The organism is Pseudomonas sp. RC4D1 (assembly GCF_018390395.1).
In the GTDB taxonomy this organism is placed as follows: domain Bacteria; phylum Pseudomonadota; class Gammaproteobacteria; order Pseudomonadales; family Pseudomonadaceae; genus Aquipseudomonas; species Aquipseudomonas danubii.
Genome location: NZ_JAHBAW010000001.1, coordinates 3,188,766 through 3,207,409, shown reverse-complemented (window position 1 = coordinate 3,207,409; position 18,644 = coordinate 3,188,766). Strand labels below are relative to the sequence as shown.

17 protein-coding genes are annotated in these 18,644 nt (G+C 63.8%); 8 read left to right on the top strand and 9 right to left on the bottom strand.

Annotated features, from left to right (window positions below; all coding sequences use genetic code 11):
* Positions 1 to 183: 183 nt before the first annotated feature.
* From KHO49_RS14885 to KHO49_RS14875, 3 genes are read left to right on the top strand one after another with little or no spacing between them, the layout of a single operon-like run.
* On the top strand, positions 184 to 1,584 hold the full coding sequence (locus tag KHO49_RS14885) for an MBOAT family O-acyltransferase (RefSeq protein ID WP_349628963.1): 1,401 nt from the start codon (positions 184 to 186) through the stop codon (positions 1,582 to 1,584).
* The gene (locus KHO49_RS14880; RefSeq protein WP_213665209.1) at positions 1,571 to 2,722 is read left to right on the top strand and encodes an SGNH/GDSL hydrolase family protein; all 1,152 of its coding nucleotides are present in this window, start codon (positions 1,571 to 1,573) and stop codon (positions 2,720 to 2,722) included. The genes KHO49_RS14885 and KHO49_RS14880 overlap by 14 nt, the downstream gene beginning before the upstream one ends.
* A gap of 1 nt (position 2,723) precedes the next feature.
* On the top strand, positions 2,724 to 3,947 hold the full coding sequence (locus KHO49_RS14875; RefSeq protein ID WP_102881186.1) for an SGNH/GDSL hydrolase family protein: 1,224 nt from the start codon (positions 2,724 to 2,726) through the stop codon (positions 3,945 to 3,947).
* Between the two features lie 148 nt (positions 3,948 to 4,095).
* Here the strand turns inward: KHO49_RS14875 and ilvD are convergent, their stop codons facing one another.
* Complete coding sequence (gene ilvD / locus KHO49_RS14870; RefSeq protein ID WP_102881185.1) at positions 4,096 to 5,937, bottom strand: dihydroxy-acid dehydratase; 1,842 nt, start codon at positions 5,935 to 5,937, stop codon at positions 4,096 to 4,098.
* 313 nt (positions 5,938 to 6,250) lie between these two features.
* Between ilvD and KHO49_RS14865 the strand changes: the two genes are divergently transcribed.
* Positions 6,251 to 6,817: a hypothetical protein gene (locus KHO49_RS14865; RefSeq protein ID WP_102881184.1), complete on the top strand. Its 567-nt coding sequence runs from the start codon at positions 6,251 to 6,253 to the stop codon at positions 6,815 to 6,817.
* 211 nt (positions 6,818 to 7,028) lie between these two features.
* On the opposite strand, the gene KHO49_RS14860 is transcribed toward KHO49_RS14865, so the two are convergent.
* Complete coding sequence (locus KHO49_RS14860) at positions 7,029 to 8,225, bottom strand: class I SAM-dependent rRNA methyltransferase (protein WP_102862104.1); 1,197 nt, start codon at positions 8,223 to 8,225, stop codon at positions 7,029 to 7,031.
* A gap of 214 nt (positions 8,226 to 8,439) precedes the next feature.
* Between KHO49_RS14860 and KHO49_RS14855 the strand changes: the two genes are divergently transcribed.
* The gene (locus tag KHO49_RS14855) at positions 8,440 to 9,252 is read left to right on the top strand and encodes an HDOD domain-containing protein (protein WP_162884160.1); all 813 of its coding nucleotides are present in this window, start codon (positions 8,440 to 8,442) and stop codon (positions 9,250 to 9,252) included.
* A 33-nt stretch (positions 9,253 to 9,285) separates the two neighbouring features.
* The gene (gene mutM / locus KHO49_RS14850; RefSeq protein WP_102862102.1) at positions 9,286 to 10,098 is read left to right on the top strand and encodes a bifunctional DNA-formamidopyrimidine glycosylase/DNA-(apurinic or apyrimidinic site) lyase; all 813 of its coding nucleotides are present in this window, start codon (positions 9,286 to 9,288) and stop codon (positions 10,096 to 10,098) included.
* 84 nt (positions 10,099 to 10,182) lie between these two features.
* Here mutM and KHO49_RS14845 read toward each other — a convergent pair whose 3' ends face one another.
* The 5 genes from KHO49_RS14845 to KHO49_RS14825 form a co-directional block, all read right to left on the bottom strand.
* Entirely contained in the window at positions 10,183 to 10,434 is a 252-nt protein-coding gene (locus tag KHO49_RS14845) for a YfhL family 4Fe-4S dicluster ferredoxin (protein ID WP_011064042.1), read from the bottom strand.
* A 134-nt stretch (positions 10,435 to 10,568) separates the two neighbouring features.
* On the bottom strand, positions 10,569 to 11,048 hold the full coding sequence (gene coaD, locus KHO49_RS14840) for a pantetheine-phosphate adenylyltransferase (protein ID WP_003195136.1): 480 nt from the start codon (positions 11,046 to 11,048) through the stop codon (positions 10,569 to 10,571).
* Positions 11,049 to 11,163: 115 nt separating this feature from the next.
* Complete coding sequence (locus KHO49_RS14835) at positions 11,164 to 12,759, bottom strand: GMC family oxidoreductase (protein ID WP_102881182.1); 1,596 nt, start codon at positions 12,757 to 12,759, stop codon at positions 11,164 to 11,166.
* Positions 12,760 to 12,934: 175 nt separating this feature from the next.
* A complete protein-coding gene (locus KHO49_RS14830; RefSeq protein WP_102862100.1) occupies positions 12,935 to 13,480 on the bottom strand; it encodes a twin-arginine translocation pathway signal protein in 546 nt (181 codons plus the stop codon).
* 27 nt (positions 13,481 to 13,507) lie between these two features.
* On the bottom strand, positions 13,508 to 14,938 hold the full coding sequence (locus KHO49_RS14825; RefSeq protein ID WP_102862099.1) for a coniferyl aldehyde dehydrogenase: 1,431 nt from the start codon (positions 14,936 to 14,938) through the stop codon (positions 13,508 to 13,510).
* Positions 14,939 to 15,083: 145 nt separating this feature from the next.
* Here KHO49_RS14825 and KHO49_RS14820 point away from each other — a divergent pair, with 145 nt between their 5' ends.
* Both KHO49_RS14820 and KHO49_RS14815 read left to right on the top strand, forming a co-directional pair.
* Positions 15,084 to 15,755, top strand: coding sequence for a TetR/AcrR family transcriptional regulator (locus KHO49_RS14820; protein ID WP_102881181.1), 672 nt, complete (start codon positions 15,084 to 15,086; stop codon positions 15,753 to 15,755).
* Positions 15,756 to 15,788: 33 nt separating this feature from the next.
* Positions 15,789 to 16,643, top strand: a complete 855-nt coding sequence (locus KHO49_RS14815) for a sulfurtransferase (protein WP_102862097.1) — start codon at positions 15,789 to 15,791, stop codon at positions 16,641 to 16,643.
* A 152-nt stretch (positions 16,644 to 16,795) separates the two neighbouring features.
* Here KHO49_RS14815 and KHO49_RS14810 read toward each other — a convergent pair whose 3' ends face one another.
* Entirely contained in the window at positions 16,796 to 17,626 is an 831-nt protein-coding gene (locus tag KHO49_RS14810) for an AraC family transcriptional regulator (protein ID WP_213665208.1), read from the bottom strand.
* Complete coding sequence (locus KHO49_RS14805; RefSeq protein ID WP_102862095.1) at positions 17,619 to 18,620, bottom strand: hydrolase; 1,002 nt, start codon at positions 18,618 to 18,620, stop codon at positions 17,619 to 17,621. The genes KHO49_RS14810 and KHO49_RS14805 overlap by 8 nt, the downstream gene beginning before the upstream one ends.
* Positions 18,621 to 18,644 lie beyond the last annotated feature (24 nt).

Here is an 18,644-nt window from a genome sequence, read left to right as displayed (position 1 = left end):
TGGCAAGCCAGCTCCTGCAAGGGGCGCCTGTCGCCCGGTGCGGAGCCGGCGTCCGCAATAGGCGGAGAATGTTTCAACTTGTGACTGCCAAACCCCCTCTGCCATAATCGCGCCCGTTTCCACTCCTCCTGCCTGCTCTCCCTGTGCCGGGTTTGTCCCCGTCTGCACGTAATGGACTACGTTGTGAGCTATCTCTCGATCGAATTCGGCCTCTGTTTCATCCTGTTCTTCATTCTTTATTGGGGGTTGGGCTTCAGCCTGCGCCTGCAGAACGGCCTGCTACTGGCCGCCAGCTACGCGATCCTCGCCAGCTTCAGTCTGAGCTTTCTCTACATCCTGCTGGGCTATACGGCCCTGGTGTATCTGCTCGGCCTGTTGAGCCAGCGTTACCCCGGGCGGGGCTGGGTCAATGGCCTGATGTTGCTGCTGGTGCTCGGGGCCTTTTACCTGTTCAAGTACCAGGACTTCTTCACCAGTACAGTGCAGAACGCCTTCGCCCAGTTCGGTATGGAAGTGTCGTTGCCACTGCTGGAGGTGCTGTTGCCGGTGGGGCTGTCGTTCTATGCCTTCCACTCGGTCAGCTACCTGGTGTCGATCAACCGTCGAGAGCTGACGCCGGGTTCGCCCTTCGACCTGGCGCTGTACCTGGCGTTTTTCCCCAGCCTGATTGCCGGTCCGGTGAACCGGGCGATCCCCATGCTGGAACAGATCAACCCGCCGCAGTTGCGTCAGGTGCTGGAGCCGCAACGGGCCCTGGGCCTGATCGCCGTGGCGGTGGTCAAACTGTTCTTCCTCAGCTCGTGGCTGGCCAATGAATGGGTCGACCCGGTGTTCGACAGCCCGGTGGCCTTCTCGGCCGAGCAGATCCTGCGGGCGGTGTACGGCTATTCGTTCCTGATCTACTTCAACTTCAGCGGCTACACCGATCTGGTGACCGGTATCGCCCTGTTGCTGGGTTTTCGCCTGCCGTTGAACTTCAACTACCCCTATGCGGCGCGCAACCTCAAGGAGTTCTGGGGGCGCTGGCACATCAGCCTGTCGACCTTCATCCGTGACTACGTGTACATCCCGCTGGGGGGCAACCGGGGGCCGGTGTGGCGCGGCAACCTGAACATGCTGCTGGCGATGCTGATCTCTGGCCTGTGGCACGGCGCCAGCGCCAACTTCATTATCTGGGGCGCGCTGCACGGCGTTGGCCTGGCGCTGTACAAACTGTGCAGCCCGTTGCTGGCCCGGGGGCCGAGCTGGATCGGTTCGGATCTGATGGCTCGCCTGCTGACCTTCCACTACGTGGCTTTTGCCTGGATCTTCTTCCGCTGCGCGACCTTGTCCGACGCCATGGACATGCTCAGTGGCCTGGGCGGCCTGTCCTTCAGCGGGCTGGCCAGCAGCGCCTTGAGCCTGTTGGGCTGCCTGTTGTTCGTCGCCTTCTACCCACGGATCGTGGCGCTGCTGCAGCGCCTGTTCGCCGCCGCCACCGGCTTGCCATGGCTGTTGTATCCAGTGCCGCTGGGGCTGTTCATCTGCGTAGTCATCTTCGCCTCACCGTCGGGCGTGCCGGGGTTCATCTATGCCAGTTTCTAACCGTTCGCCCTTATCGGTCAGCCTCGGCAGCGCAGCCAAGGTGTTCTATGCCCTGGTGGTGACCAGCCTGTTACTGGTGTGGTTCAACCAGCAGTCGATCCGTCTCTACTGCCAGCAGAAGTACCATGATGACTGCGAGATCCCGGGGCTGTCGCAGAACCCGCAGTGGCGCTTTGGCGCGCAGCTCAACCAGGCCCTGGAAAATGCCCGGGTGGCTTTTGTCGGCAGCTTTGCCGCAACCGCCGACCTGAGCCTGGTGGCCCAGGCTGAAGCAGCCGCGGACGAAGAGCCTGCGCCGTTGCCGAAGGTCGCGGCTGCGCCGGCCCCCGAGCACCCGCCGCTGAGTGCTGCGCACGCGGCACCGACCCATACGGCCACCCAGGCTCCTGTCCCGGCCCCGGTGCATCCGCAGCCAGTGGCCGTGGCTCCTGTGGTCAGCCATCCGCCTCAGGTCGAGTCGGGACGCACGGCGCCGCTGATGGCCAGCCTGGCCACGGGGGATGAGGTGTTCTTCGTCGGTGACTCCTTGATGCAGGGCGTGGCGCCGCACATGGCCAACACCTTGCGCAAACGCTACAACGTCAAGAGCCTCAACCTCAGCAAGCAGAGCACTGGCCTTGCCTACCCGAGCTTCTTCAACTGGCCCAAGACCGTTGAGAGCACCTTGGCCAGCAATCCCAACATCCGTCTGATGGTGATCTTCCTCGGTCCCAACGATCCCTGGGACATGCCGGTGGTCAAGGGCAAACCGTTCCTGCGTTTCAAGACCCCGGACTGGGAAGCAGCCTATCGCCAGCGCATCGATTCGATCCTCGACACCGCCCAGGCCCACAATGTGCAAGTGATCTGGGTCGGTCCGCCGAACATGGAGAAGCCCAAGCTGTCTACGGCCATGGCTTACCTGAGCGACCTGTACAAGAGCCAGATCGAGCGCTATCAGCAGCATTTCGTCTCGGCCAACGAGATTCTCGGCTACCAGAACGACGAGTTTTCCTATTACCGCACCACCGGCGATGGCAAGAAGGTCAAGACCCGGGTCGACGACGGTATTCATTTCACCACCACTGGGCAGAAGCTGATCGCTGAGCGTGTGATCTCGCTGATCAACTTTCCCAGTCAACAATTGACGGAGCACTGATATGGGGCGACTGCAAGGCATTGCGCTGTTGCTGGGCATTACCTTGCTGAGCAGTTGCAGCCCGACCACCGAGGTCCAGGCCACTCCGGCCTCGGCCCTGGCCCGGTCCGGGAGCGGAACCAAGAAAGTCGTGACCACTGGCACCGACCCGAACCTGGCACTGCTGGCGCGCAAGTTCAGCACCTCCAACCGCACCCCCATCAACATCGTGCAACTGGGTGACTCCCATACCGCCGCCGACCTGTTCAGCGGCGAGATGCGCCGTCTGCTGCAAGCGCAGTACGGCGATGGCGGCATTGGTTTCGTGGCGGCCACACCGGTTCCCGGCACCCGCTATGAACGGGTGATCCTCGGGGCTGCCAAGCGCCAGTGGTCCCTGGTATCGGCGCGCAACCAGCAGAGCAACCAGTTTCCCTTGGGCGGTTACCTGTCGCTGCCGATGACCCCAGGGGCGCGGGTGCATATCGCCGAGCGCCAGCCGAGCAACCAGCAGTACCGCATTTCCGCGCTGTACCAGGCGTCCAGCAACAACACCCTGACTGCTCGGGACAACCTCAACAAAAGCAGCCGCATGCTGGCCGCCACCGGGGGCCAATGGCGCTTCAGCCCGCCGTTCAACAACCTGACCCTGCCGCTGGACTTTAACGTGGCCAACAACCAGGGCCTGGCCCTGGGCGGCTGGAACATCCTCGGGCAGAAGAGCGCCGGGGTGATCTACTCCTCCCTGGGCATCAATGGCGCGCGCCTGGACGTGCTGGACAAGTGGCAGCCCGGCTGGCTGGAAACCCTCAAGGCCCTGCGCCCAGACATGGTGGTGCTGGCCTATGGCACCAACGAAGCCTTCGATGACGATCTGGATCTGCAGCTGTACCGCAACCAGTTGCAGGAAAAGGTCAGGCTGCTGCGCAAGAACCTGCCCAAGGCCGTGATCCTGCTGGTAGGGCCGCCGGACTCCATCAAGCGCCGCAATGCCGGCAGCTGCGCGGCTTCCCAACCGCAACCGCTGCGGCAGATCGTGCAGATCCAGAAGGACGTGGCGAAGACCAGTCGCACGCTGTTCTGGGACTGGCAGGCGTTCATGGGCGGGGATTGCTCCATCAGCAAATGGCAGGGCAGCGACCTGGCGCGCAACGACCTGGTGCACCTGACCGCCGACGGCTATCGCAAGAGTGCCGATGGCCTGTACCGCTTCCTGCGCGGGCAGTTGGGCGAACGCATGCCCTGAGAACCCGGAACCGGCTCCTATGCTGGCGCCACCAGCACCCCGAATGCTGCTGTAGGAGCTGGCTTGCCAGCGAAGGCGCCCGCAAGGGCGATGCAAGGCCAAAAAAATGCCCCGCACTTGGCGGGGCATTTTCATTTGCGGGCGACGATCACAGGCCGTCGAGCATGGCCTTGTTGCGTACCGCGCCCTTGTCGGCGCTGGTGGCCAGCAGGGCGTAAGCCTTCAGCGCGGTGGTCACTTTACGTGGGCGAGCTTCCACTGGCTTCCAGCCTTTCTTGTCCTGTTCGACGCGGCGCGCCGCCAGTTCCTCATCGCTGACCAACAGGTTGATCGAGCGGTTGGGAATGTCGATCAGTACCTTGTCGCCGTCCTGCACCAGGCCGATGGCGCCGCCGGCTGCCGCTTCTGGCGAGGCGTGGCCGATGGACAGGCCCGAAGTGCCGCCGGAGAAGCGGCCGTCGGTGAGCAGGGCGCAGGCTTTGCCCAGACCCTTGGATTTCAGGTAGGAGGTCGGATAGAGCATTTCCTGCATGCCCGGGCCGCCTTTCGGACCTTCGTAACGGATGATCACGATGTCGCCTTCTTTCACTTCGTCGGCGAGGATGCCGCGCACGGCGCTGTCCTGGCTTTCGAAGATCTTGGCGTTGCCTTCGAACACGTGGATCGACTCGTCGACACCGGCGGTCTTCACCACGCAGCCGTCCAGGGCAATGTTGCCGTAGAGCACGGCCAGGCCACCTTCTTTGGAATAGGCGTGTTCGACGCTGCGGATGCAACCGTTTTCACGGTCGTCATCCAGGCTGTCCCAACGGGTCGACTGGCTGAAGGCGGTCTGGGTCGGGATGCCCGCCGGGCCGGCCTTGAAGAAGTGATGCACGGCTTCGTCGCTGGTCTGGGTGATGTCCCACTGGGCGATGCCCTCGGCCAGGGTCTTGCTGTGCACGGTGGGCAGGTCGGTGTGCAGCAGCCCGCCACGGGCCAGTTCGCCGAGGATGCTGAAGATGCCGCCGGCGCGGTGCACGTCTTCCATGTGGTACTTCTGGATGTTCGGCGCCACTTTGCACAGCTGCGGCACATGGCGCGAGAGGCGATCGATGTCGCGCAGATCGAAGTCGATCTCGGCTTCCTGGGCGGCGGCCAGCAGGTGCAGGATGGTGTTGGTGGAACCGCCCATGGCGATGTCCAGGGTCATGGCGTTCTCGAACGCCTTGAAGTTGGCGATGTTGCGCGGCAGCACCGACTCGTCGTTGTCGCCATAGTAGCGCTGGCACAGCTCGACGATGGTGCGCCCGGCCCGCAGGAACAGCTCTTCGCGGTCGCTGTGGGTGGCCAGGGTCGAACCGTTGCCCGGCAGGGCCAGGCCCAGAGCTTCGGTCAGGCAGTTCATGGAGTTGGCGGTGAACATGCCGGAGCACGAACCGCAGGTCGGGCAGGCGCTGCGCTCGTACTCGGCGACCTTCTCGTCAGAAGCGCTGGAGTCGGCGGCGATGACCATGGCGTCCACCAGGTCCAGGCCGTGGCTGGCGAGCTTGGTCTTGCCGGCTTCCATCGGGCCGCCGGAGACGAAGATCACCGGGATGTTCAGGCGCAGGGCGGCCATCAGCATGCCGGGGGTGATCTTGTCGCAGTTGGAGATGCAGACGATGGCGTCGGCGCAGTGGGCGTTGACCATGTATTCCACGGAGTCGGCGATGATCTCGCGGCTCGGCAGGGAATACAGCATGCCGTCGTGGCCCATGGCGATGCCGTCGTCCACGGCGATGGTGTTGAATTCCTTGGCCACGCCACCGGCGCGTTCGATCTCACGGGCCACCAGCTGACCCAGGTCCTTCAGGTGCACGTGCCCCGGGACGAACTGGGTGAAGGAGTTGGCAATGGCGATGATCGGCTTCTTGAAGTCGTCATCTTTCATCCCCGTGGCGCGCCACAGGGCGCGAGCACCGGCCATATTGCGGCCGTGGGTGGATGTTTTCGAGCGGTAATCAGGCATGGAGCACTCCGGGCGGCTAATCAGGGAACAAATGGGGAGTGAGCTTCTATTGACCTTGGGAACACTCAGAAATGGCCGTGTGTCCGAAAGCTGCCGATGACGCCGCGGGATCGCCGCGCGCCTCAGCCTGAGCTCATAAACCCGCCGGGGGATGACTGGCGATGAATTCGCCGATTCTACACCGCTGGCGTCAGGAAGGAATGCCGTGGCCGCTCTGTGGCGTGCGATTGCCAGGATCTGAGAGGGAGGCTGCCCGCCTGGCCGCTCCTGGTTTAGACTCGCCGCCCCTCGATCACCTTCCAATGGAGCTGGAATGTCCGCGAACATGCGATCCCTGAGGTTCTACCTCGGCACGGGCCTGCTGCAAGGGCTGATGCTGATGTGGCTGGTGCTCTATAGCGACTGGCCCGGCAGCACCATGGCCGTGGTGGGCGCGGCCCTGCTGACGGGTGGCGGCTTCGTGCAACTGCTGGCCGGGCAGCGGCGCCAGTGGCGCACCTGGAAGGCCGCGCTGTTGCTGGCCTTTGCGGCGGCGGTCGTGGTGCAGGCCTGCAGTGAGTTGCCCTTTACCCGCGGGGTGATCTACAGCGTGGTGGCGTTCCTGCTGCTGATGACGCTATTCAGCGCCAGCTGGCTGCCGGGACGTGACGGTTTTAAACGACGGCTGTTGGGTGACGGAGCCTGGATGTTGGTGGCTCTTTGCGCTGCGTGGCTGGTGCAGGCGTTGTTCGATTTCTGGACCCGCGAGCACCATCTAGACCCCTTCAAGAGCGGGTTTTTGTCCTTGCGCTACTTCACTGGCCCGCCCTTGGCGTTTTCCTTCCTGCTGTACCTCAGGGATTTGTGCCGTCTGCGCGATCTTCAGACGCAAGCGCCCTGATAGCGACGATTGACCAGGCTGTTCAGGCCCAGGGCGGCAGCGCTCAGCAGCAGAATGACTACCGAGGTGTTGTTCGGGGTGGCGGGGAGTGGCCCATGGTGTGGTGCTCTCGGTCCTTGAGAAGCTGCCGAGAATCGAGTCGTGGCGGTGCAAAGTCAATCGAGGGCGATGGCCCTTCCCGCGCTGGGTGGGAAGGGCCGTCGGCCCGGGCTCAGCTGTTGGGCAGCAGGCGGCAGGTGATGCTCTTGATGTAGCGGGTTTCCGGGATGGCTGGGTGCACCGGGTGATCCGGGCCCTGGCCGCCGCGTTCCAGCAGTTGGATATTGCGGTCCAGGTGACGGGCACTGGTCAACAGGATGTTCTGCAGGTCGTCCTCGGGCAGGTGCATCGAGCACGAGGCGCTGACCAGGATGCCGTCCTTGTTGAGCAGGCGCATGGCTTGCTCGTTCAGGCGGCGGTAGGCGCCTTCGCCGTTCTTCAGGTCTTTCTTGCGCTTGATGAAGGCGGGTGGGTCGGCAACGATTACGTCGAAGCGCTCTTCACTGGCTTTCAGTTCTTTCAGGGCTTCGAAGACGTCGCCTTCGATGCAGGTCATTTTCTCGGCGAAGCCGTTCAGCGCGGCGTTGCGCTCCACGCCATCGAGGGCGAAGGCCGAGGCATCGACGCAGAACACTTCACTGGCGCCGAACGCCGCGGCTTGCACACCCCAGCCGCCGATGTAGCTGTACAGGTCCAGCACGCGCTTGCCCTTGGCGTACGGCGCCAGGCGGGCGCGGTTCATGCGGTGGTCGTAGAACCAGCCGGTTTTCTGGCCCTGGATCACCGGGGCTTCGAACTTGACGCCGTTCTCTTCCAGGGCAACCCACTCCGGCACCAGGCCGAACACGGTTTCGACGTAGCGGTTCAGGCCTTCGGCGTCACGGGCGGCGGAATCGTTCTTGAACAGGATGCCGCTGGGCTTGAGCACCTGGGTCAGGGCGGCAATCACGTCGTCCTTGTGGGTTTCCATGGTCGCCGAGGCGATCTGTACCACCAGGATGTCACCGAAACGGTCGACCACCAGGCCCGGCAGCAGGTCGGAGTCGCCGTAGACCAGGCGGTAGAACGGCTTGTCGAACAGGCGCTCGCGCAGGGACAGGGCCACGTTCAGGCGGTGCACCAGCAGCGACTTGTCCAGGGCCAGCTTGGCGTCCCGGGACAGCAGGCGGGCGCAGATCAGGTTGTTCGGGCTCATGGCGACGACGCCCAGGGGCTTGCCGCCGGCGGCTTCCAGTACCGCCTGGTCGCCTGCCTTGAAGCCGTGCAGAGGGGTGGCGGCTACATCGATTTCGTTGCTGTAGACCCACAGGTGGCCGGCGCGCAGGCGGCGATCGGCGTTGGCTTTGAGGCGCAGGCTTGGCAGGGACATGACGTCGCTCCGGAAAAAAGGGCGCGATTATACCTTGCTGCGCAACTTCAGCGACGGCCAATGGACCTGCGGCTAAAGGCGCAGGGTAAAGTTCCTGTCCGTTCGCCCAACATTGGCTCGTTAGAGGTTAGAATCGCCGCCTCAGCCAGAGTGTGTACTTATGTCCCAAGAGCTATCAGCCGAACAGATTCAGCAGGCCCTGCAAGGCATCAGCGTGCCGCCTCAACCGCAAATCATGGTGGATTTGCAGATGGAGCAGTACATGCCCGACCCCGACCTGGAAGTGATTGCCAAGCTGATATCCCAGGACCCGGGCCTGTCCGGCGCGCTGCTGAAGATCGTCAATTCGCCGTATTACGGCTTGAGCAACAAGATTGCCTCGATCCAGCGCGCGGTGAATCTCTTGGGCAGCCGCTCGATCATCAACCTGATCAACGCGCAGTCGATCAAGGGCGAGATGAGCGATGAAACCATCGTCACCCTCAACCGCTTCTGGGACACCGCCCAGGATGTGGCCATGACCTGCCTGACCCTGGCCAAGCGCACCGGCTCCCAGGCGGTGGATGAAGCCTACGCCCTGGGGCTGTTCCACGACTGCGGCGTGCCGCTGATGCTCAAGCGTTTCCCCGATTACATGAGCGTGCTGGAAGAAGCCTATGGCAGTGCCGGGCCGGAGCAGCGGGTGGTGGATACGGAAAACCGTGCCTTCAACACCAACCACGCGGTGGTGGGGTACTACACCGCCAAGTCCTGGCGCTTGCCGGAGCATGTGACCAATGCCATCGCCAATCACCACAACGCCCTGGCGATCTTCAGCGACGAGTCCTCGCGCAACAGCCAGCTGAAGAACCTGCTGGCGATCCTGAAAATGGCCGAGCACATCTGTGCGTCCTACCGGGTGCTGGGCAACCAGGTGGAAGATCACGAGTGGAACAGCATCGGCCATCTGATTCTCGACTACGTCGGTCTGTCGGATTACGACTTCGAGAACCTCAAGGAAACCGTGCGCGAGCTGGGCGCACACTGATCGTTCATTTCGCAATGAGTACCAGGGGCGGACATGCCTGAATTACCTGAAGTCGAAACCACCCGGCGCGGGATCGCACCGCACCTGGAAGGCCAGAAGGTCAGTCGGGTCATCGTCCGTGACCGGCGTTTGCGCTGGCCGATCCCCGAGGATCTGGATGTGCGCCTGTCCGGGCAGCGCATCGTCCAGGTGGACCGTCGGGCCAAGTACCTGCTGATCAATGCCGAGGTCGGCACCCTCATCAGTCATCTGGGCATGTCGGGCAATCTGCGCCTGGTGGAAATCGGCCTGCCGGCGGCCAAGCACGAACATGTGGATATCGAACTGGAATCGGGCCTGGCCCTGCGCTACACCGACCCGCGCCGGTTTGGCGCCATGCTCTGGAGCCTGGACCCGCTGAACCACGAGCTGCTGGCGCGCCTGGGGCCGGAGCCGCTGACCGACCTGTTCGATGGTGAGCGCCTGTTCCAGCTATCCCGGGGACGCTCCATGGCGGTCAAACCGTTCATCATGGACAACGCGGTGGTAGTGGGGGTGGGCAATATCTATGCGACCGAGGCACTGTTCGCCGCAGGCATCGATCCACGTCGTGAAGCCAAGGGCATTTCCCGGGCCCGCTATCTGCAACTGGCGATCGAGATCAAACGCATCCTGGCGGCGGCCATCGAGCGGGGCGGCACCACCTTGCGCGACTTTATCGGCGGCGACGGCCAGCCTGGGTACTTCCAGCAGGAGCTGTTCGTCTACGGACGTGGCGGGGAGCACTGCAAGGTCTGCGGCACGGGGCTGCGGGAGATCAAGCTGGGCCAGCGGGCCAGCGTCTACTGCCCACGTTGCCAGCGCTGAGAAGCTGCGCCGGCAATCCGGCTCCTACGAACGCCGTAGGAGCCGGATTGCCGGCGAAAATGCCCTGAAGGGCCGCTGAATTCCTCAAGCCTTGCCGGTGATCTTCCGGTACTTGGCCATCAACTCTTCTTCGGTTTCCGGACGCGCCTCATCCAGCGGAATGCAATCCACCGGGCATACCTGTTGGCATTGCGGCTCGTCGTAGTGGCCGACGCACTGGGTGCACAGGTTCGGATCGATGACGTAGATCTCCTCGCCTTGGGAGATGGCCGCGTTGGGGCACTCGGGTTCGCAGACGTCGCAGTTGATGCAATCGTCGGTGATGATCAGGGACATGGGGGACTCCGGCCTGGGCGGCAGGCCCGGGCATGTAAAAACGAATGCGCGCAATTGTGCCGTATTGACGCCCGCAGTGCACGCGGGCGCGATGGCTGACGCCTGGCAAGGGCCCCTCTGCGGGGCCGCACGGCTTATTTCTTGAAGCGCAGGGTCAGCGCGTCGGCGACCGCCGGGTGCACGAACTTGGTGATATCGCCACCCAGGGCAGCAATTTCACGAACCAGCGTCGAGGAAATGAACGAGTAGCGCTCCGACGGCGTCAGGAACAGGCTTTCCACGTCCGGCGCCAGTTGGCGGTTCATGTTGGCCAGCTGGAACTCGTATTCAAAGTCCGAAACCGCTCGCAGGCCCCGCAGAAAGACATTGGCGTTCTGCTCCTTGGCAAAGTGCGCCAGCAGGGTCGAGAAGCCGACGACTTCAACGTTGGGCAGGTGCTTGGTCACCTCTTGCGCCAGTTCCACGCGTTGTTCCAGGGGGAACAGCGGGTTTTTCTTGGGGCTGGCGGCAACGGCGATGATCACGTGGTCGAACAGCCGGGAGGCGCGCTCGACCAGATCGCCGTGGCCCTTGGTAATAGGGTCGAAGGTACCTGGGTACAACACTCGGTTCATCGCGTCGTCCTGGCGGGAATCCGTTGGGGAGTCGGATGGTATCGCAGCCTTCCCGGTCGGCCAAGTCGCCTTTTAGGGAAGAAAGCACTATAGACGACGAAAATACCCCGCTTTTTCACGCCGTTTTCAAGCGCTCCGCCAGGGCCGTGGCCAGTTGCGCGGTCAGGCCGTAGACCGACAGCTGTGGGTTGGCACCGATGCTGGTGGGAAACAGCGAGCCGTCGTGGATCGACAGATTGCGCAGTTGATGGTGACGCCCGAGGCTGTCGGCCACGGCGTTTTTCGGGTCTTCGCCCATGGCGCAGCCACCCATCACGTGGGCGCTGCCCAGGCGGGTGCGGTACAGCGCCAGGTCCAGGCCGTCGATCTGGGTGCGGACTTCATTCAGGGTCTTGGCGAAGCGGGCGTCGCTGTGCAGCGGCTTGACTGCCTTGGCGCCGCCGGCGAACTGGATCTCCGCCATGCTGTGGAAGGCCCGGCGCAGACCGTCCCAGGCGTAGGGCGAGACCTGATAGTCGAGCACCGGGGTGCCGTCACCGCGCAGCTCGACGTTGCCACCGGTGCTATCGGGGTGGAAGCCGTCCCGCAGCAGGGCCAGCATGGCGTGGGTGTGGGGCAGTTGCTCCATGGACAACCCGCTCTGCGGCCCGAAACCGCCTAGCAGGGTACTGGCCAGGGCCGGTTGCAGGGGCGGTACTTCGAGTTTGTAGGACATCTTGCCGGTGGTGCCGTCCTGCCACTGGAAATGGTCGGAGTAGATCGATTGCGGCGCGCCGTAGAACGGGTTGATCACCTCGTCGAACTGGCCGGCGGAGAAGTTCACCAGGTGCAGGAAGGTGCGTTTGCCCAGGCGCGAATGCGGGTCCGGGGCATCGGAGCGCAGCAGCAGGGCGGGGCTGTTGATGCCGCCGCCGGCCAGCACGTAATGCTTGGCCTTGACGGTGATGGTTCGTCCCGTGGGCGCCACGCAACGGGCATCCATGGCCACACATTGCAGGCTACTGACCTGGTCACCCTTGAGCAGCAGGCGATCGGCCCGGGCCAGGTACAGCAGCTCGCCGCCTTTCTCCAGGGTTGCCGGAATGGTGGTCACCAGCATCGATTGCTTGGCATTGGTGGGGCAGCCCAGGCCGCAATAGCCCAGGTTCCAGCAACCACGGACGTTGCGCGGAATCACGTGCCAGCTGTAGCCCAGGGCTTCGCAGCCCTTGCGGATCACGTCGTTGTTGGCGTTGGGCGGCATGACCCAGGGCGCCACCCCCAGGCGCTGCTCCATTTTCTCGAACCAGGGCGCCATCTCCGCCGAGCTGTGGCCCACCACCCCGTGTTCCCTGGCCCAGTGTTCCAGGGTCGGGTCGGGAGTGCGGAAGCTCGATGTCCAGTTGATCAGGGTGGTGCCGCCCACGGCGCGGCCCTGGAGGATGGTGATGGCGCCGTCCTTGCTCATGCGCCCGATGCCTTCTTGATAGAGGCTGGTGTAGGCCTGGTCCTCCAGCATCTTGAAGTCGTCGCTGGTCTTGAGCGGGCCCTCCTCGATCAACAGCACCTTGTAGCCGGCGGCGCTGAGGATTTCGGCGGTGGTGCCGCCACCGGCGCCGCTGCCGATGATGGCGACATCGGCTTCCAGGGTCAGGTCCTGCTCCAGCTGCGAGCCGTTGTAGGTTTTCCAGCCACGGTTCAGGCCTTCGCGGAACAGATCAGGTACAGGCATATCGGACGCTCTCTTATTATTGAAGGCTCGGCGCGGATCCACTGTAGCCGCTGCTGAGCCTGCGAAGCTGCGAAAAGGCCCGCAGGGCCTTGCTTGACGATCCCCAGCCGCTGCCCCATCGCCCCACGAACCTAAGCGCTCGCGCGCAGCCTATGGCGGCGGCTACAAAAGCCGGTCAGACCTTCGGTGGCCCGGGATAACCGCAATGGGCCCAGGACTCAGGGCGGGTGTACCAGGCCATCATCACCAGTTGCAGCAACGAGGCATGGCCCATGCGCAGTAGGGCCAGGAAGCTGTTTTCCCAGCGGCTGAGGAAGTTGCGGATGGCCTCGGCGCTGGCGTTTTCCCAACTGCCCCAGATCCCCGTCAGCGGGCCGCGGGTGACCGCCATGCCCAGCACATCGAACAACTGCTGGGTGAGCTTGAACATTTCCGGCGATAGGTGATTGAGGGCGTTGTCCAGGTTGGCCAGGGTGCCGTCGATGGCGGCGGGCATCTTGTCCGCCGCCACGGCGCCTTCAAGCATCACCGGGATCAGCGCCCGCAAAAACGGCAGGTCATTGCTGCGCAGCATGGCGAAGCCGCTGGCGGGCGTGCTGGCGGAGCAACCGCTGAGGCTTGCGCCCAGTCCTGCGGTGGCCAGGAAGGCGCTGGCGCAAAGGCTGATTTTCAGCAATCCGCGCCGTGACAGCGCGGGTGTTTCAGACAGGCTAGGGGTCATTGTTGTTATTACCCGGCGATGTACTGGTTAACGAATGAACAGCTTCTGGATGAGTTTCTGGATCGATTTTCCATAAGGCGGGTAGATCAGGCGCGCCGCGTTGAAGCGCTGCTTGATGAACACTCCCTTGGCCTTGCTGAAGGTCAGGAAGCCTTCATGCCCGTGGTAGTGGCCCATGCCGGAAGGGCCGACACCACCAAACGGCAGGTCATCCTGGGCCACATGCAGCAGGGTGTCGTTGAGGCACACGCCGCCGGAGTGGGTTTCGTTGAGCACCCGCTGCTGTTCGGACTTGTCGTAGCCGAAGTAGTACAGGGCCAGGGGGCGCGGACGCTGGGTGATATAGGCGAGGGCCTGGTCCAGGGTCTTGTAGGGCACGATGGGCAGGATCGGACCGAAGATCTCGTCCTGCATCACGGTCATGTCGTCGGTGACATTCAAGAGCAGGCTATGGCCCAGGCGCCGCTCCTGGCTCTGTTCGAACAGCGGCACCAACAGCGCGCCCTTGCTGGTGGCGTCGCTCAGGTAGCCGTTGAGCCGGGTCAACTGGCGCTGGTTGATGATCGCGGTGTAGTCGGGGTTGTCCGCCAGGGTCGGGAAGAAACCACGCACCACCTGACGATAGGCTTCGACAAAGGCACCGATGCGTTCTTCCGGCACCAGCACGTAGTCCGGGGCGACGCAGGTCTGCCCGGCGTTCAGGGTCTTGCCGAAGGCGATACGTTCGGCGGCGTCCTTGAGGGGCACGGTGTGGGACACGATGGCCGGGGACTTGCCGCCCAGCTCCAGGGTCACCGGGGTCAGGTTTTCGGCCGCTGCGCGCATCACGTGCTTGCCGATGCTGGTGGCACCGGTGAACAGCAGATGATCGAAACGCAGCTTGGAGAAGGCCATGCCTACTTCGGCTTCGCCCAGCACCACGCACACCAGATCCTCGGGGAATACCCGGGCCAGCAACTGTTTGAGCAACTGGCCGGTGGCCGGGGTGGATTCACTGAGCTTGAGCATCACCCGGTTGCCGGCGGCCAGGGCCCCCACCAACGGGCCCATGCACAGGTACAGCGGGTAGTTCCACGGCACGATGACCCCCACCACCCCCAGCGGCTGATAAACCACCTTGGCCGAGGCTGGCTGGAAGGCCAGGCCGACGGCGCGACGAGACGGCTTCATCCATTTTTTCAGGTGCTTGCTGGCGTAGTGAATGCCATGCAGGCTGGGCATCAGCTCGGCCAGCAGGGTTTCATCGGCGCTGCGGTTGCTGAAGTCCTGGCTGATGGCATCGATCAGTGCCTGGCGTTCGGTGTCGAGCAGGTTCTGCAGTGATTTGAGCCATTGTTGGCGTTGTGCGGCCGGTGGCATGGGATTGGCGGCGAAGGCCCGGCGCTGGGCTTCGAACAGCGCATGCAGCTCGTCCTGTTGCTGAAGGGAATCCTGCAGGTAAGCGATTTCGGCAGACATGGACGGGCTCCGGTTTTTATAGGGTGGCTAGTTTTTTAGAGCTTATGCTCTAAATTGTCAAATACCATCCGGTGCCGGTCGCGATTTATCCACAGGGGGATAGAACGTAAGATGCACCCCAGCCTTCTGATTAAAGCCCACGCCCATGGCCCCACGTATAAAAACCCGCGAGCGCATCGTTCAGTTCAGTCTTGAGCTGTTTAACCAACAGGGCGAGCGCAACGTCAGTACCAACCATATTGCTGCGCACATGGAGATTTCTCCGGGCAACCTGTACTACCACTTCCCCAACAAGCAGGCGATCATCGCCGTGTTGTTCGCCGAGTACGAGAGTCTGGTGGACAGCTTCCTGCGCCCGCCCCCCGGGCGTGCGGTCACCGTCGAAGACAAGCGCTATTACCTGCAGGCGCTGCTGGCGGCCATGTGGCGCTATCGCTTCCTGCACCGCGACCTGGAACACCTGCTGGACAGCGACGCCGAACTGGCGGCTCGCTACCGGCGCTTCTCCCAGCGTTGCCTGATCCAGGGCATGGCCATCTACGGACGTTTCGTCGACGCCGGGATCGTCGCCATGGACAAGGTGCAGATCGAATCCCTGACCCTCAATGCCTGGATCATCCTCACCTCCTGGGTGCGTTTTCTGTGCACCACCCGGGAGAACTCCACCCACCTGAGCGAGGAAGCCATCAAGCGTGGCGTCTATCAGGTGCTGGTGCTGGAAGCCGGTTTTGTCACCGAGCAGGCCCGGGAAGCGGTCAACGGCCTGTTCGAAGAGTTTTACGTGCCGCTGGCCCAAGCCCTGGAAGAAGTGCAGTAGGATCAATCTCCGACTTACTCACAGGAGCCCGCTATGCCCCTCGCGCAGTTGATCAGCCCGCTTGCCCTGGACCAGAAAAAACAACAGCCCGGCCTGGTGATTCTGGATTGTCGCTTTGCTCTGGAAGACCCGGATTACGGCCAGCGCAGTTACGCCGACGGGCATATCGCCGGGGCGCATTTCGCCGATCTGAACCGGGATCTGAGCGCGCCGGTGATCAAGGGCGTGACCGGCCGGCATCCGTTGCCGGAGCCGGCGCAACTGGTGGCCCGCCTGCAGGCCTGGGGCATCGATAACGACAGCGAGATCGTGCTCTATGACGACGGCCCCGGTGCCTACGCTGCCCGCGCCTGGTGGTTGCTGGCCTGGTTGGGCAAGCGTGATGGCGTGTTCATTCTCGATGGCGGCCTCAAAGCCTGGCACGCCGCGGGCCTGCCCCTGAGCCTGGATGCACCGCAAACCGTGCCGGGCCGGTTCGCCGGCCAGCCCGACCACAGTCTGCTGCTGGATGCCGAGCACCTGCGCCAGCGCCTGGGTCAGGCGGACCTGACCCTGCTGGATGCCCGTGGCCTGCCGCGTTTTCGTGGCGAGGTGGAGCCCATCGATCCGGTGGCCGGGCATATTCCCGGTGCCCAATGCGCGGCATTCACCGACAACCTGGGCGAGGACGGGCGCTTCCTTGCGGCCGACCGACTCAAGCAGCGATTCGCGCAAAAGCTCGCAGGACGCTCCCCGGAGCAGTTGGTGGCTTACTGCGGCTCTGGCGTCACCGCTTGCCACAACCTGTTCGCCTTGTGCCTGGCCGGCTACCCGCTGGGGCGCCTGTATGCCGGTTCGTGGAGCGAATGGATCACCGATGCCCAGCGGCCTGTCGCCACCGGCGATTGACGGGCTGCCCCCGTCGGCCTCTTCGCTGGCAAGCCAGCTCCTACGGCCCGCAGGCCCCCGCGAACCTGTAGGAGCGAGCTTGCTCGCGAAAGCGTCGACAGGGACGCGTTGGCGGCAGCAGGCGCGAACCTGCTCGCGAAAGCCGCGCCGCCCTACTGCAGAACGGCGCTGCGATAAGCCGCCGGCGTCACCCCATACACCTGCTTGAACTGCCGGCTCAGATGGCTTTGGTCGGCAAATCCCAACTGTGTCGCCACTGCCAGCGGCAGGCAGCCATCGCGCAACAAGGCCCGGGCTTTGGCGATGCGCTGTTGCATCAACCAGGTATGGGGCGCAATCCCGGTGGTCCGGCGAAACACCCGGGCGAAATGGAACGGCGACAGGTTTACCGCCGCCGCCAACTCTTCCAATGACGGCGGCGCGGCCAGTTGCGAGCGCAGCAGTTCCTTGGCTTGGACAATCGCCCGGTGTTCCTGCCCAGGTTCACCCAGTGCCCGGACTCCGGCGTGGCGCTGCAACAGCATCAGTAGCATTTCCCGCCACTGGGTCTGTTGTTGCAGGGCGGTGGCCGGGCTTTCCAGCAGGTGGTGCAGGCGGGCAAAACCCTGCACCAGATCCGGGTCCCGATACAGGGTGGCGCCAAAGGCCGGCAGGCGGCCGCTGGGCAGTTCCAGTTCATCCAGCAAGCCGAGAATCTGCCGGTTGTCCGGGTAAAAGGCCCGATACAGCCAGCCGTCTTCAACACCCTTGGCCCCGGTGTGCAGTTCGTCCGGGTTGATCAGCACCAGGGTGCCGCTGCCCGCCAGGTGTTCGGCCCCGCGGTAGCGGTAGCGCTGAGCGCCAGCCATGATCATGCCGATCACATAACCCTCGTGCACGTGGGGCACGAAGCGCTGTTCGATGTAACGCGCGGCCAGCAACTCGACCCCGGCCAGGGGCGCGGTCTGCCAGAAGCGGATCGACTCCCGGGCGGGCTTATCCATGGCGGTCCAGGCCGGTCAGCCATTGCGGGATGCGTTGTTCCAGGTAGTAGCTCGGGTGTTTCAGGCTGCCTCCGACAAAGCCTACGTGGCCGCCCTTGGCCTGCAGTTCGAACTGGGTACTGGCGGACAGTTCGCCGGCCTCGGGCAGGCTGTGGGGGAACACAAAGGGATCGTCCGCGGCCTGGATGATCAGGGTCGGGGTGCGGATTTCCCCAAGGTAATAGCGGCTGGAAGCGCGGCGGTAGTAGTCCTGGGCATCGGCAAAGCCATGCAGCGGCGCGGTGACCCGGCCATCGAAGTCCCAGAAGGTGCGCATCTTGGTCAGCGGGCCCAGTTGCGCCAGGGTCGCCAGGCCTTCATGGCGGCCGTCGTGCTGGAACTGGCGTTGCTTGTCCTTGATGTAGGCCAGCATCTCGCGCATGAAGTGGGCCTGATAGACCTTGGAGAACCCCTGGCCAATGCGGTCGGCGCATTGGTCCAGGCGAAACGGCACCGACACCGCCGTGGCCCCTTGCAGCGGGCTGGCGCTGCCGCTTTCCCCCAGGTACTTGAGCAGCACATTGCCCCCCAGGGAGTAGCCCACCGCGTACAGCGGTGCCTGGGGGCGCTTGGCCCGCAGATGGGCAATGGCTGAAGCCAGGTCTTCGCTGGCGCCGGAGTGGTAGCTGCGGGGTAGCAGGTTGGGTTCGCCGGAGCAGCCGCGCCAGTTCAGCGCTGCGCTGGCCCAGCCTCGGGCGGCGAGGGCCTGTTGCAGGCCGGCCACATAAGGTGAGTTGGAAGAACCGGTCAGCCCATGCAGCACCAGCACCAGCGGGGCCTCGGCGCTATGGGGGCCGTGCCAGTCAAGATCGAGAAAGTCGCCGTCATCCAGCCACAGACGTTCGCGCTGGCGCTCAAGGTGGGTGGTCGGGCGCCACAGCGGACCCCACAGCGTCTGCAGGTGCGGGTTGCCAAGGCCGAAGGCGGGGATGAAACGATCAGGCGAGTTGGGCACGGGGGGAGTCTCGATGCGGCGCTG

Coding starts and splice junctions, on each gene's coding strand:
- KHO49_RS14880 (WP_213665209.1), top strand. CDS start 1,571: ATGCCAGTTTCTAACCGTTCGCCCTTATCGGTCAGCCTCGGCAGCGCA.
- KHO49_RS14875 (WP_102881186.1), top strand. CDS start 2,724: ATGGGGCGACTGCAAGGCATTGCGCTGTTGCTGGGCATTACCTTGCTG.
- ilvD (WP_102881185.1), bottom strand. CDS start 5,937: ATGCCTGATTACCGCTCGAAAACATCCACCCACGGCCGCAATATGGCC.
- KHO49_RS14865 (WP_102881184.1), top strand. CDS start 6,251: ATGTCCGCGAACATGCGATCCCTGAGGTTCTACCTCGGCACGGGCCTG.
- KHO49_RS14860 (WP_102862104.1), bottom strand. CDS start 8,225: ATGTCCCTGCCAAGCCTGCGCCTCAAAGCCAACGCCGATCGCCGCCTG.
- mutM (WP_102862102.1), top strand. CDS start 9,286: ATGCCTGAATTACCTGAAGTCGAAACCACCCGGCGCGGGATCGCACCG.
- KHO49_RS14845 (WP_011064042.1), bottom strand. CDS start 10,434: ATGTCCCTGATCATCACCGACGATTGCATCAACTGCGACGTCTGCGAA.
- coaD (WP_003195136.1), bottom strand. CDS start 11,048: ATGAACCGAGTGTTGTACCCAGGTACCTTCGACCCTATTACCAAGGGC.
- KHO49_RS14835 (WP_102881182.1), bottom strand. CDS start 12,759: ATGCCTGTACCTGATCTGTTCCGCGAAGGCCTGAACCGTGGCTGGAAA.
- KHO49_RS14830 (WP_102862100.1), bottom strand. CDS start 13,480: ATGACCCCTAGCCTGTCTGAAACACCCGCGCTGTCACGGCGCGGATTG.
- KHO49_RS14825 (WP_102862099.1), bottom strand. CDS start 14,938: ATGTCTGCCGAAATCGCTTACCTGCAGGATTCCCTTCAGCAACAGGAC.
- KHO49_RS14820 (WP_102881181.1), top strand. CDS start 15,084: ATGGCCCCACGTATAAAAACCCGCGAGCGCATCGTTCAGTTCAGTCTT.
- KHO49_RS14815 (WP_102862097.1), top strand. CDS start 15,789: ATGCCCCTCGCGCAGTTGATCAGCCCGCTTGCCCTGGACCAGAAAAAA.
- KHO49_RS14810 (WP_213665208.1), bottom strand. CDS start 17,626: ATGGATAAGCCCGCCCGGGAGTCGATCCGCTTCTGGCAGACCGCGCCC.